Genomic DNA, 12,944 nt, shown 5'->3' on the forward strand with positions numbered 1-12,944 from the left:
AAAAGCTTCTGAAGGAAAACCCCCGCGCGCGGGGTTCGGTTCCCCGATGCGCGGCCATCAGGCCGAGGGCTGGACCGGGCGCATGCGGTGCATGTCGCGAAACGCCTCCCATGCCTCGTTCAGGGCGCGGGTGCGGGTTTCGGCCAGGCGGATCGCCTCGGGCGGCAGGCCGCGGGCGATGGCGCGGTCGGGATGGCTTTCACGGATCAGCTCGCGCCAGCGCTTGCGCGCCTCGGGCAAGGGGGTGTCGGGGGCGATGCCCAGCACCTCGCACGAGGCGCAGCCGCTATCGGGGTCATGGCGGATGCGGATCGCCATCACCTCGGCCTCTGGGATGGCAAAGATGCGGGCGACCTCATCGATAAAGCTGGTCTCGTTCTCATGCAGCTTGCCATCGGCAAGGGCGATGATGAACAGCCCCTCGATCACGTCGTAAAGGATCGGATCGCCCTTTGGGAACATGGCCGCGATGCGCCGCGCCCAGGCGTCAAAACCGGCGACATCCTGTCGTGCAAGGTCGAACACCCGGCCGGCATTCTTTTCCTCGTGCCGGGGGATGATGAAGAGCCGGCGAAAGGCTGCGACCTCGGACCGGGCAACCGCGCCATCGGCCTTGGCGAGCTTTGCGCCCAGCGAAATGACAGCGATGGTGAAGGCCACCGATTTTTCGGGCGGCGTGGCGGGTCGGCTTGCGCCGATGATCGCCGCCAGCCGGTCGGCGATCCGCCGCCAGAAGCTGCGGGGCTTCGGCAGTTCGGGGCAGGTCTGATTGGGGGGCATCGCGGCGTCCATGGTGCGAACAACCTAAGGGAATCCGCCGGGGCAAGTCCACTGACATTCCTGCCAGCTTGGCGGACGATCCGCGACTTTCCGGCGCCGCCCTGTTGAGCGTTGCGGTCGCGTGATCGGGGGGGACGGCGGCAAAAGCGCGCATGCGCTTCAAGGTCGCGGATTTGGGCCTGATCCGTCGCAGCGGGCGTCGTTTCCGCGCCCCGAATGCCGGAAATGCGGATGCGGATGCGCGTTCCCATGACCACTGCAAATTTAGTCATCGACGGCAAAAGCCCCGCAACCCCGCCCGAAAGACCGGCAAGGCGAAAACCGATCGGGCAGGGTGGCGTCAAAAGCGGCAATCATCGCGGTTTTTCGTCGCCATCGGGGCGGGGGCTTCGCTTTGGCAATCCCTGCTGCTAGCTTCCGCACAGAAAATGAGGGACGGCGATGACGGAAAACGCATTTCAGATCGGGCAGGAAAGTCCGCTGGGTCAGGATCTGGAACTGCTGTTTCAGCGCCATACCGCCGATATGCATGCCGATACGCCGCCGGAATCGATCCATATGATGCCGCGCGAGGCGCTGAGCGCGCCCGAGATCGCCTTTTTCGTGCTGCGCGACGGCGGGCGGCCGCTTGGCATGGGGGCGGTCAAGCGCATCGCCCCCGATCACGGCGAAATCAAGTCGATGCATGTGCTGTCCGAAACCCGTGGCCGGGGGCTGTCGCGACGGATGCTTGCGGCGCTGGTCGCGCATGCCCGTGCCGAAGGCTTTGCCCGGTTGAGCCTTGAAACCGGCACGCAGCCGACCTTTGTCGCGGCGCGGGCGCTTTACGCGCGGGCGGGTTTCGTCGAATGCGGCCCCTTTGGCGATTACCGCCCCGACCCGAACAGCGTCTTCATGACGATTGATCTGCGCGCCGCCGATTGAGCGGTTGAATAACCGCCCCGTCTTTGCCATGACTGCGCCACTGCGGCCCCGTAGCTCAACTGGATAGAGCAGGGACCTTCTAAGTCCAAGGTTGGGGGTTCAAGTCCTCCCGGGGTCGCCATTTCCATGTTTCATCAGAGCTTTGCCGGCGTATCGCCGATGCGTCCCGCCATCGTCTTTGGCTCACAAGGCGCAAATGGAAAGGGCCGCCCCGAAAGGCGGCCCCGTTATCGGTTCGGCTTGGACGACGTTACTGGACCAGCGCCTTGCGGTGCTGGGCGTGACGCACCGCAAGCTTGCGGCCCATGCGGCCCGAGGCCAGAAGACGCGCGCCCTCGGGCAGCACATCCTCGGGGCGGTCGCGCAGTTCCGGGAAGAGCGCGAAGATCTCTTCCTGGGCGCTGTGGCCGATGGATTTCAGCGCTTCCTTGCCGGTGTAAAGCGACTCGGTTTCGGCGCCTTCCGAGATGACGACCTCGTGGCGGTCAAAGAGGAAGTGGAAATATTCCACACCCTGCACGTCCTGCGCGATGTCGATGCCCTCGATCTGCAAGAGCTGCTTGGCGGCGACCAGAACCTCGGCGGCGCCAAACATCTTTTGCGCGATCCTGGAGCGGACCAGAATGCGGTGCTGCGGCGAAACCAGCAGGTCGCGCTTGGGCAGGCCGCCCCCCAGCGCACCGGCGCTGATGCGGATCGGACGCATGTTCGGGTTCACGTCCAGCATCTTGCTGCCCAGCACGCGCGAACCGATCCAGCGCAGTTCCTGCAAGCCGTGATCGCGCGTCACCACCATCGTGCCGACGGCCAGATCCTCGACGGCGACGGGGCCGGCCTCGGTTTCGATCAGCGTGCCGCGGGCAAAACAGGGGAAGCAATGGCGGTCGGTGAAGATGCCGTCATAGCACAGGTTGTAGCAGCCGGGATTGGTCGGGAACTGGACCGAGACGATCGGCTTGGTGGTCAGCGCCTCGATTTCGGCGCGCGACGCGCCCTCGGGCGGCGGCATCAGGAAGGTGTTGCCAGCCGTATCCTGCATGATGCGCACGCTGAGCGTACGGGTCTCGGTGGTGCCGTCCTCATTGAGGAAGGTGACCTGAGTGCCCGACACCACAAAGCTGGAATCGACCTGATAGGTGTTCGGCACGCCATCGCCATCCGCGTCATGCGAAATGGTTTCCGACTTGTAGCCATAGCGGCCGTCATTGGTCTTGATGACGCCATCGCCATTCGTGTCGTTGGCATTCACCTCGACCAGATCGCGATAAAGCGGGTTCGAGCTGTTGCCATAGGTGTCGCCGCCCAGAACCGTCGAGGCTTTCTCGGCGCCGGTATTGTATTCATAGGGATCCATATCGGGCATATTGCCCAGATAGATCATCTTTTCGCAGCCGGGGCCGTTGGGGCCGCAATGGTCGCCGCCGCCGTGGCCACCACCACCGTAATGTCCACCGCTGCCGCTCGTGTTGAAAGTCATGTGCCAATACTCGCTATTCAGATACGCGGCCTTCCGGCCGGTCCACGTAATCGGTTGCCCAGGCGTTCTCTATTGAATCAGCCGGAATCCACGCAAACTTGCAGCGCAATAATGGTCCGCGCAGTCGCGTGGCACTGATGTCCACAATATTCAGAGGCGCATGAGGCCGGACCAACAAGATCCGACGGGTTTTGTCTAATTAAACTTGTATATTTCGCAAGTGCAAAAACTGAACGGAATAGTCCGCAAGCGTTTGATTTCCATGAACTAAACCGAACAGTTTTGGCTAATTTTATGAAATGTATGCATTTTTTCCCGCGCAAGTTGACGCAGGGGCAGTTGGCAAAAAGCAACAGTCCCGCACTCTTTGCCCGTGGGTCGGGACGGATCGCGGGCTGAACGGGGCGGAAATGCAAAAGGCCGGGCGTCTTGCCCGGCCTTTTCGTCTTGGTCTGGGGCGCTTTGCGCGCCGTCTCAGTCGCGGTTGCCCATGAACTGAAGCAGGAACATGAACAGGTTCAGGAAGTCGAGATACAGCTGCAACGCACCCATGATCGCCGACTTGCCAAGGAAGTCGCGGTCCGAATTGGCCAGTTGCAGATAGGTGTTCTTGATGTTCTGCGTGTCAAAGGCGGTCAGCCCCGCAAAGATCAGCACACCGATCCCCGAGATGGCGAACTGCATCGCGCTGGATTTCAGGAAGATGTTCACGATCGAGGCCACGATCAGACCGATCAGACCCATCATCAGGAAGGTGCCCATCCCCGACAGGTCGCGCTTGGTCGTATAGCCGTAAAGCGACAGGCCGGCGAAAGCGATGGCCGTGACCAGGAAGGTCTGGATGATCGAGAACGAGGTATAGGACACGAAGATCCAGCTGATCGAAACGCCCATCACTGCGGCAAAGGCGTAAAACAGCGTGGTCGCGCCCTGCACCGACAGGCGGTTCAGCGCGGCGCCAAAGGCAAAGACCATGACCAGCGGCGCGAACATCACCACCCATTTCAGCGGCGACAGATACAGGCTGGCGCCGATCTCGGTCAGGAACTTGCCGTTCCCCAGCGCATATTGGGTCGGCTCGGCCGACAGCGTCAGGCCGGACATGCCCCAGGCTGCGCCGGCGGTGACCAGCATGCCCACGGCCATCAGGCCATAGACCTTGTTCATGTATTCGCGCAGTCCCTCGTCCACGGCAGCCGAGCGCGTCGCGGTCCCGGCCGTGCGGATCGAATTGTAATCTTGCATGGGTACTCCCCGGTCAGAAATCGCGGTGCGGCCGGATCGGCCCACCATCAGGTGTCAATATTGGCAGAATGAGCGGGATTTTCAATGCGAACCGGTCGCAAATCGACGCCGGGTTACGGAAATTTCACCGCATTCCGGCCCGGGTTCCGGGGCGGGTCCTGGGGCGGGTTCCGTGACGGGTTGCGGCGTGGGCGGGCGTATCCCCCGGGGTGTCGGGCAGGGCACGCAATGGGGCCGGGTTTTCCAGATATTGCGCCGCACGGGGTCGAAAAGATTGTCTTTTTGGTCAGGTTGCGCAGATGAAACTCGAAAATTGCGAAAAACTGTTGTAGCGCCCGTATAGATTGAGTGAGGTGGTACCATGAAACATAATGTGGATGTTCATGTCGGCAAGCGAATCCGCCATCGTCGGTGGATGATCGGGATGACGCAACAGCAATTGGCTGAAAAGGTTGGCATCAAGTTCCAGCAGATTCAGAAATATGAAACCGGTATGAACCGCGTCTCGGCCTCCCGGCTTTGGGATATCGCCCAGGCGGTCGAGGTGCCGGTCAGCTTCTTTTTCGAGGGGCTCGACGAGGGTCAGCATCATGACACCGTCGAGGGGGATATTCTGGCCGACAAGGAAGCGCTGCAACTGGTGCGTGCCTATTACGCCATGCCCGAAGCACAGCGCCGCCAGATTTTTGAACTGGCGCGGGTTCTTTCCGACGCGGCCTGATCGCGGGCCAACCGGCGCGGCGATCTGTTCCGGGACAGGTGCGATGGCGGCATTGCGGCACGCGCACCCATTCCCGCGGCGCCTTCCCGGATCCATCGTGACCCCGGGCTTTCCCTTTGCCGGGGCTGCGGCTAAACCCGCCTGATACGGCATTATGGCGGGGCAGGCATGGCGACGGGCGGAAACGGAATTTCGAAAGACATGGCGGCCCGGCTGACGGCCGTCGCCCATGATCTGGCCGATGCCGCCCGTATCGAGACGCTCAAGCTGTTTCGCAGCCCGGATCTGCGCCCCGACAACAAGGCGGCGGCGGGCTTTGATCCGGTCACCGCGGCCGACCGCGCCAGCGAACGCGCCATGCGCGAGATTCTGGCCCGACAGCGCCCCGAGGACGCGATCCTGGGCGAGGAATTCGGCGCCACCCCCGGCCAAAGCGGCCTGACCTGGGTGCTGGATCCCATCGACGGCACCCGCGCCTTTATGGCGGGGGCGCCCAGCTGGGGGGTGCTGATCGGCCTTGGCGATGCCGATGGCCCGATCTATGGCATCATCGACCAGCCCCATCTTGAGGAACGCTTTGAGGGCGGGCTGGGCATCGCGCGGATGATCGGGCGGCATGGCACGGTGCCGCTGGCCACGCGGCGCGGGGTTTCCCTGACCGAGGCCACGTTGATGACCACCTATCCCGAGGTTGGCGACGGTACCGAACACGCGGCCTTTCGCCGGGTCGCGGATCGCGCCCGGCTGGTGCGTTATGGTCTGGATTGCTATGCCTATGCGCTTTTGGCGGCGGGGCATGTCGATCTGGTGATCGAGGCCGGATTACAGGCCTATGACGTCGCGGCCCCCATCGCCGTGGTCCGCGCCGCCGGTGGCGTGGTCTCGGACTGGCGGGGCGGCCCGGCCCATGGCGGCGGCCGCATCATCGCCGCCGGCTCGGCCGAGCTGCATGCCGCCGCGCTTGAGCTGTTGAACGCGGCCTGAAAATCCGCGCCTGATCCGTCCGAACCCGCCCGTGGCCGGTTGAGCATGGCCCGCACCCTTCTTATGGTGCCGCCAAAACATGACGAGGCAGCCGCCAAGACGTCCGACAAGGAGCCCCGCCAATGACCGAGCCGCGCGAAACCGATACCGACACCTCTGATGACGATTTCCAGCTGAGCAAGCAGGATGTCGAGGCCATCGACAAGGCCATTGACGAAGGCGACGGCGCGGCGCTGGACACGCTGCTGGAACCGACGCATGCCGCCGACATCGCCGACCTGATCGAACAGCTGAACCCGTCGCGCCGGCGCGAATTCCTCAAGCTCTATTCCGGCGAGATCGACGGCGACATCCTGTCCGAGATCGACGAGGGCGTGCGCGACGAGGTCATCGAACAGCTGCCGCGCGAGGTGCTGGCCGAGGCCGTGCGCGAAATGGACAGTGACGATGTCGTCGATCTGATCGAGGACATGGACGCGCCCGAGCGCGAGGAAATCCTGTCGGCGCTGGACGAATCCGACCGTGCCGCGGTCGAACAGTCGCTGACCTATCCCGAATATTCCGCCGGCCGCCTGATGCAGTCCGAGGTGGTGACCGCCCCCGAACATTGGACGGTCGGCGAAACCATCGACTTTCTGCGGCGCGAAGAATGGCTGCCCGATCAGTTCTATCACGTCATTCTGGTCGATCCGCGCCGCCATCCGATCGGTTATGTGACGCTGGGCAAGCTTCTGGCGTCGCGCCGCGAGGTGGCGCTGCGCGACATCACCGAGGACAGCTTTCGCACCATTTCGGTCCTGCAGGACGAAGGCGACGTTGCGCATGCCTTCAACAAATATCACCTGATTTCCGCCCCCGTGGTCGATGAACATGACCGGCTGGTCGGGGTGATCACCATCGACGACGCCATGTCGGTGCTGGACGAGGAACACGAAGAGGACATCCTGCGTCTGGCGGGTGTCGGCGATGAAAGCTCGATCACCGATTCGGTCATCGAGACCATGCGCCAGCGGGTGCCGTGGCTGGGGATCAACCTGATCACCGCGCTGCTCGCGTCCTCGGTGGTGGCGCTGTTCGAAAATGCCATTGCCCGGCTGGTGGCGTTGGCGGTGCTGATGCCCATCGTGGCCTCGATGGGTGGCAATGCCGGCACCCAGACGCTGACCGTCGCGGTGCGCGGGCTGGCCACCAGAAGCCTGACCCGGGCCAATGCCATGCGGGTCGTGCGCCGCGAGCTGGCGGTGGGGCTGACCAACGGGGTGCTGTTCGGGGTGGTGCTGGGGACCGTGACCTATATCTGGTTTCAGGACCCCAAGCTCAGTCTGGTGATCGGCATGGCGATGATCGTCAATCTGTTCGCGGCGGCGCTTGGTGGCATTCTGATCCCCTTGGGGCTGGAAAAGGCCGGGGCGGATCCGGCGCTGGCCTCGGGGACGTTTGTGACCACGGTGACCGATGTGCTGGGCTTTTTCACCTTTCTCGGGCTTGCCACGGCGATCCTGCTATGACGGGCGCGGCCAAGGACGCGCTGCGCAAGGCGGCGCTTGCGGCGCGCGGGCAGGGCGGCGACGCGGCCGCGCTGAGCCGGCATCTGATCGGGGTGCTTGCCCCATATGCCGGCCGGGTGCTGGCCGGCTATTGGCCGATGCGGGACGAGGCCGATCCGCGCCCGGCGATGGCGGCGCATGACGGGCCGGTCTGTCTGCCGGTGGTGCTGGGACCGGCAAGGCCGCTGGCCTTTCGCCGCTATGACGGCCGGCTTGAGCCGGGCGGCTTTGGCACCAGCCATCCCCCCGCCGACGCGCCCGAACTGCGTCCCGAGGTGCTGATCGTGCCGCTTGCGGGGTTCGACCGTGCCGGGAACCGGCTGGGTTATGGCGGCGGGTTTTATGACCGCACGCTGGAACGGCTGCGCCGCGATGGCGGCGCGCTGGCCATCGGATTGGCCTATGCGGTGCAAGAGATTCGCGCGATTCCCGCCGAACCGACCGATCAGGTGCTGGATCTGGTGGTCACCGACCGGGGCGTCATCCGCCCGCAAGGCGAAAAATAACAGCCATTTCAGACAGAACGAAATCGCAACCCAGTGCCCGCCCGGCTGGGGATAAGCGTGTGGAAAACAGGTGAATCCCGCAATCGAACCCAGCCATATCATTCGGCTTTTCCATCGGCGGCGAAATCACGCAGTTGTTAACAGTGCAGGTGCAGCGAATCTGAGCCCTCCGGGAGATGGTTTTTTTGTCGCATCTGTCCAGTGAAATTTTCCGTTGAAATGTCCGAAACAGCACGGCAGTTTGTGGTCCATGCTCGAACGGCTACAACATTTGGTGTGGTGGAGAGATCCGCCGATCCGGTGGCCGGGGCACGCAAGAGATCAAAAACAAGGTTTCGGGCCGATCGGAACGGCCTGCCTCTCTGTGCCTTTCGGCACGGTGCGGGGTTGCGTTCCGGCGGATAGCGCGAAGCCGCGGACACGAGGGACACAAGGGACATGCGGATAGAGCGGCGTTTCACCACGGCCGAAGCCGGCGCTTATGGTGATCTGGACTTTACCATCACCACCAGCGAGATCCGCAATCCCGACGGTCGCGTCGTCTTTCATAACGACGCGGTCGAAATTCCCAAGGGCTGGAGCCAGGTCGCATCCGACGTGATCGCCCAGAAATATTTCCGCAAGGCGGGCGTGCCGGCGCGGCTCAAGCGCATCAAGGAAAAGGGCGTGCCGGAATTCCTGTGGCGCTCAGTCCCGGATGAGGAGGCTTTGGCCAAACTGCCCGAGGATCAGCGTTTCTTGGGCGAAAACTCGGCCCGCCAGGTCTTTGACCGGCTGGCCGGCGCCTGGACCTATTGGGGCTGGAAGGGCGGCTATTTCTCGGGCGAAAAGGATGCCCGCGCCTATTACGATGAAATGCGCAACATGCTGGCCCGGCAGATGGCGGCCCCGAACAGCCCGCAATGGTTCAATACCGGGCTGCACTGGGCTTATGGCATCGACGGCCCCGGCCAGGGCCATTTCTATGTCGATTTCAAGACGGGCAAGCTGACGCGTTCGGACAGCGCCTATGAACATCCCCAGCCGCATGCCTGTTTCATCCAGTCGGTTTCCGACGATCTGGTGAAGGATGGCGGCATCATGGACCTTTGGGTGCGTGAGGCGCGGCTTTTCAAATATGGCTCGGGCACGGGCACCAATTTTTCGTCCCTTCGAGGGGAGGGCGAGAAACTGTCGGGTGGCGGCAAATCTTCGGGGCTCATGGGCTTTCTGAAGATCGGAGACCGCGCAGCCGGCGCGATCAAATCGGGCGGCACGACCCGGCGCGCGGCAAAGATGGTGATCTGCGACATGGATCACCCCGACATCGAGCAGTTCATCAACTGGAAGGTCATCGAGGAACAGAAGGTCGCCGCTTTGGTGGCTGGTTCCAAGATGCACGAACAGAAGCTGAACGAGATCTTCGCCGCGATCCGGGAATGGGACGGCAGCATCGATGATGCGACCGACCCGGCCCGGAACGCGGCGTTGAAATCGGCGATCCGTTCGGCCAAACGCAGCATGATCCCGGAAACCTATATCAACCGGGTTCTGCAATACGCACGTCAGGGATTTGATTCCATTGAATTTCCGACCTATGACACCGATTGGGACTCGGAAGCCTACAGCTCGGTTTCGGGTCAGAACTCCAACAATTCGGTGCGGGTGACCGACAGCTTCCTGCGCGCCGTGCGCGAGGATCTGCCCTGGGAATTGCTGCGCCGGACCGATGGCGCGGTGGCAAAATCCATACCGGCGCGCGAGCTCTGGGATCAGGTCGGCCATGCTGCATGGGCCTGTGCCGATCCGGGGATTCAGTTCCATGACACCGTGAACGCCTGGCATACCTGTCCCGAGGACGGCGCCATTCGCGGCAGCAATCCGTGCAGCGAATACATGTTCCTGGACGATACTGCCTGTAACCTTGCCTCGATGAACCTGCTGACCTTCTGGCGCGACGGCGAATTCGATGCCGAGGCCTATGTCCATGCCAGCCGGCTCTGGACGATCACGCTGGAAATCAGCGTGCTGATGGCACAGTTCCCCAGCAAGGAGATCGCCCAACGCAGCTATGATTTCCGCACGCTGGGCCTTGGTTACGCCAATATCGGCGGGCTGTTGATGAATATGGGGCTGGGTTACGACAGCGATCAGGCCCGCGCCATCTGTGGCGCGCTGACCGCGATCATGACCGGCGTCGCCTATGCCACCTCGGCCGAGATGGCGGCTGAACTGGGGCCGTTCCCCGGCTATAAAAAGAACGCCCGCCATATGCTGCGCGTCATCCGCAACCACCGCGCCGCCGTTCACGGCACCGGCAGCTATGAGGGGGTGAATGTCCGCCCGGTCGAGCTGGATGCCGAGAATTGCCCCGACCCGCGTCTGGTGGCGCTGGCGCAAGGGGCCTGGGACGAGGCGCTGACGCTGGGGGAAGAGCACGGTTTCCGCAATGCGCAGGCGACCGTGATCGCGCCCACCGGCACGATCGGTCTGGTGATGGATTGCGACACCACCGGCATCGAGCCCGATTTCGCGCTGGTCAAGTTCAAGAAGCTGGCCGGCGGCGGTTACTTCAAGATCATCAACCGCTCGGTTCCCGCCGCGCTGGAAACACTGGGTTACGGCTCGGCCCAGATCGAGGAAATCATCGCCTATGCCGTGGGCCATGCGAGCCTTGGCAATTGCCCCGGCATCAATCATTCCAGCCTGATCGGCCACGGTTTCGGCCCGCGCGAGCTGGAAAAGATCGATGCGGCGCTGGCCTCGGCCTTTGATATCCGCTTCGTCTTCAACCAATGGACGCTGGGCGAGGAGTTCTGCAAGGGCACGCTGGGCATTCCGGCCGACAGGCTGAACGATCCCGGCTTCGACCTTTTGCGCCATCTTGGTTTCACCAAGGCCCAGATCGACGCCGCTAACGATCATGTCTGCGGCACCATGACGCTTGAAGGGGCGCCGCATCTGGATCCCGCGCATCTGCCGGTTTTCGACTGCGCCAATCCCTGCGGCAAAAAGGGCACCCGCTATCTGTCGGTGGACAGCCATATCCGCATGATGGCGGCGGCGCAGAGCTTTATCTCGGGCGCGATTTCCAAGACGATCAACATGCCCAACAGCGCCTCCATCGCCGATGCGCTGGCCGCCTATGAGCTGAGCTGGTCGCTGGGCATCAAGGCCAATGCGCTTTACCGCGACGGCTCGAAGCTGAGCCAGCCCCTGGTCGCCGCGCTGGTCGAGGATGACGACGAGGCCGAGGACATCCTGGCCAGCGGCAGCCCGCAGGAAAAGGCCGCCGTGATCGCCGAAAAGATCGTCGAGCGGATCATCGTCAAAGAGGCCGTGCGCAGCCATCGCGAAAAGCTGCCGCAGCGCCGCAAGGGCTATACCCAGAAGGCGGTCGTCGGCGGGCACAAGGTCTATCTGCGCACCGGCGAATATGACGACGGCAAGCTGGGCGAAATCTTCATCGACATGCACAAGGAGGGCGCGGGTTTCCGGGCGATGATGAACAATTTCGCCATCGCCGTGTCCGTGGGCCTGCAATATGGTGTGCCGCTTGAGGAATTCGTCGACGCCTTCACCTTCACCCGCTTCGAACCGGCGGGCATGGTGCAAGGCAATGACAGCATCAAGAACGCCACCTCGATCCTGGATTATGTGTTCCGCGAACTGGCCGTGAGCTATCTGGACCGCACCGATCTGGCGCATGTGCAGCCGCAGGGCGCGCGGTTCGACGATCTGGGCGGCGGCGAGGGCGAGGCAAGCCCGAACATCGCCCCGGTCAGCGACGGCGCTTCGCGTTCGCTGGAAATGCTGCGTCAGATCAGCTCGACCGGCTATCTGCGCAAGCGCCTGCCGCAGGATCTGGTGAGCCTTCAGACCGAGGTGTCGGCGATCGCCATCGGGGTTGCTGAAAGCGCCGAGGTCTCGGGCGAGGTTGCGGTGATGGATGCGCGCACCAAGGCCCGGATGCAGGGATATGAGGGCGATCCCTGTGGCGAATGCGGCAATTACACCCTGGTGCGCAACGGCACCTGCATGAAGTGCAACACTTGCGGCGGCACCAGCGGTTGCAGCTAGCCGCGGCCCGCCGGCCGCATCCGCGCGCGAAAAGCAAAAGGCCCGGCGCATCGCAGCCGGGCCTTTGTCGTTGCGGGATCGGGCGCGGCCTCAGGCCAGATCGGCCAGCGTGTTGCCATAGGCCTTGCGTTCGATCGAGGCCCAGATCGGGTTGCTTTCGTAAAGCTGGGCGATCTCGTCCCTGGTGAACCAGAAATCCAGCCCCTTGACATATTGGACCTTGGTTTCGTTGATGCGCGGCACTTCGCCCACATCGAAGCCAAAGAACCCGCTCATATCCTCGCGCAGGTTTTCCAGCCGGAACCAGGTGTCCACCTCCGGGGTGTTGTATTGGCGGATCATGTTGTCGGCCTTGTGGTGAAAGCCGGAATGTTCGAAGAACTCGCCGCGCACCAGCATTTCGCGGGTGGGGACGCGGTGGTTCGGCGGCCGCTCATATTCGAAATGGACACGGCTCAGCAACCATCCGGGCAGGCGCCGGATGCAGGCAGAGATGCGCTTTCCGGTCGGGTCGAAGCTGGGATCGTATTTGACGCGCCCGGCCACGCTTTGGTGCCAGATCACCTCGTGCTTGGGGCTGATGATGTCGAAATTCACGCCCGGCGTGCCGCGAAGGGCGCTTTGCAGGCAGCGCTCGACCGAGGTTCCGCCGCATTTGGGCACATGAAGCCAGATGAAATCGGGTCCGATGATCACGGGTT

General features: G+C 63.1%; 10 protein-coding genes and 1 tRNA gene. 7 read left to right on the top strand and 4 right to left on the bottom strand.

What is annotated here, in order from left to right; all coding sequences use genetic code 11:
- Positions 1 to 57 precede the first annotated feature (57 nt).
- Entirely contained in the window at positions 58 to 780 is a 723-nt protein-coding gene (locus tag ACFOMH_RS15390) for a TerB family tellurite resistance protein (protein WP_374426082.1), read from the bottom strand.
- Between the two features lie 441 nt (positions 781 to 1,221).
- Here ACFOMH_RS15390 and ACFOMH_RS15395 point away from each other — a divergent pair, with 441 nt between their 5' ends.
- Positions 1,222 to 1,704 (top strand): GNAT family N-acetyltransferase, encoded by a 483-nt coding sequence (locus tag ACFOMH_RS15395; protein WP_377745569.1) that lies wholly within the window; start codon positions 1,222 to 1,224, stop codon positions 1,702 to 1,704.
- 44 nt (positions 1,705 to 1,748) lie between these two features.
- A tRNA-Arg gene (locus tag ACFOMH_RS15400) sits at positions 1,749 to 1,825 on the top strand.
- 129 nt (positions 1,826 to 1,954) lie between these two features.
- Here ACFOMH_RS15400 and ACFOMH_RS15405 read toward each other — a convergent pair.
- Complete coding sequence (locus tag ACFOMH_RS15405) at positions 1,955 to 3,181, bottom strand: Hint domain-containing protein (protein WP_377745571.1); 1,227 nt, start codon at positions 3,179 to 3,181, stop codon at positions 1,955 to 1,957.
- Positions 3,182 to 3,655: 474 nt separating this feature from the next.
- Positions 3,656 to 4,426 (bottom strand): Bax inhibitor-1/YccA family protein, encoded by a 771-nt coding sequence (locus ACFOMH_RS15410; RefSeq protein ID WP_377745573.1) that lies wholly within the window; start codon positions 4,424 to 4,426, stop codon positions 3,656 to 3,658.
- A gap of 361 nt (positions 4,427 to 4,787) precedes the next feature.
- Between ACFOMH_RS15410 and ACFOMH_RS15415 the strand changes: the two genes are divergently transcribed.
- From ACFOMH_RS15415 to ACFOMH_RS15435, 5 genes are all read left to right on the top strand, one after another.
- Complete coding sequence (locus tag ACFOMH_RS15415) at positions 4,788 to 5,147, top strand: helix-turn-helix domain-containing protein (protein WP_374426089.1); 360 nt, start codon at positions 4,788 to 4,790, stop codon at positions 5,145 to 5,147.
- A 201-nt stretch (positions 5,148 to 5,348) separates the two neighbouring features.
- Positions 5,349 to 6,131, top strand: coding sequence for an inositol monophosphatase family protein (locus ACFOMH_RS15420; protein WP_377745576.1), 783 nt, complete (start codon positions 5,349 to 5,351; stop codon positions 6,129 to 6,131).
- A 122-nt stretch (positions 6,132 to 6,253) separates the two neighbouring features.
- Positions 6,254 to 7,639 carry a magnesium transporter gene (mgtE, locus tag ACFOMH_RS15425; RefSeq protein WP_374426093.1) on the top strand — a complete coding sequence of 462 codons (1,386 nt, stop codon included), beginning with the start codon at positions 6,254 to 6,256 and terminating at the stop codon, positions 7,637 to 7,639.
- Positions 7,636 to 8,184 carry a 5-formyltetrahydrofolate cyclo-ligase gene (locus ACFOMH_RS15430; protein WP_377745577.1) on the top strand — a complete coding sequence of 183 codons (549 nt, stop codon included), beginning with the start codon at positions 7,636 to 7,638 and terminating at the stop codon, positions 8,182 to 8,184. Before mgtE ends, ACFOMH_RS15430 begins: the two co-directional genes overlap by 4 nt.
- A gap of 438 nt (positions 8,185 to 8,622) precedes the next feature.
- A complete protein-coding gene (locus ACFOMH_RS15435; protein ID WP_377745578.1) occupies positions 8,623 to 12,243 on the top strand; it encodes a vitamin B12-dependent ribonucleotide reductase in 3,621 nt (1,206 codons plus the stop codon).
- A gap of 90 nt (positions 12,244 to 12,333) precedes the next feature.
- Here the strand turns inward: ACFOMH_RS15435 and ACFOMH_RS15440 are convergent, their stop codons facing one another.
- Positions 12,334 to 12,939: a hypothetical protein gene (locus ACFOMH_RS15440; protein WP_377745579.1), complete on the bottom strand. Its 606-nt coding sequence runs from the start codon at positions 12,937 to 12,939 to the stop codon at positions 12,334 to 12,336.
- Positions 12,940 to 12,944 lie beyond the last annotated feature (5 nt).

Origin of the sequence: Paracoccus mangrovi (assembly GCF_042648425.1) — a bacterium.
In the GTDB taxonomy this organism is placed as follows: domain Bacteria; phylum Pseudomonadota; class Alphaproteobacteria; order Rhodobacterales; family Rhodobacteraceae; genus Paracoccus; species Paracoccus mangrovi.

Coding starts and splice junctions, on each gene's coding strand:
- ACFOMH_RS15415 (WP_374426089.1), top strand. CDS start 4,788: ATGAAACATAATGTGGATGTTCATGTCGGCAAGCGAATCCGCCATCGT.
- ACFOMH_RS15430 (WP_377745577.1), top strand. CDS start 7,636: ATGACGGGCGCGGCCAAGGACGCGCTGCGCAAGGCGGCGCTTGCGGCG.
- ACFOMH_RS15405 (WP_377745571.1), bottom strand. CDS start 3,181: ATGACTTTCAACACGAGCGGCAGCGGTGGACATTACGGTGGTGGTGGC.
- ACFOMH_RS15395 (WP_377745569.1), top strand. CDS start 1,222: ATGACGGAAAACGCATTTCAGATCGGGCAGGAAAGTCCGCTGGGTCAG.
- ACFOMH_RS15390 (WP_374426082.1), bottom strand. CDS start 780: ATGCCCCCCAATCAGACCTGCCCCGAACTGCCGAAGCCCCGCAGCTTC.
- mgtE (WP_374426093.1), top strand. CDS start 6,254: ATGACCGAGCCGCGCGAAACCGATACCGACACCTCTGATGACGATTTC.
- ACFOMH_RS15435 (WP_377745578.1), top strand. CDS start 8,623: ATGCGGATAGAGCGGCGTTTCACCACGGCCGAAGCCGGCGCTTATGGT.
- ACFOMH_RS15420 (WP_377745576.1), top strand. CDS start 5,349: ATGGCGGCCCGGCTGACGGCCGTCGCCCATGATCTGGCCGATGCCGCC.
- ACFOMH_RS15410 (WP_377745573.1), bottom strand. CDS start 4,426: ATGCAAGATTACAATTCGATCCGCACGGCCGGGACCGCGACGCGCTCG.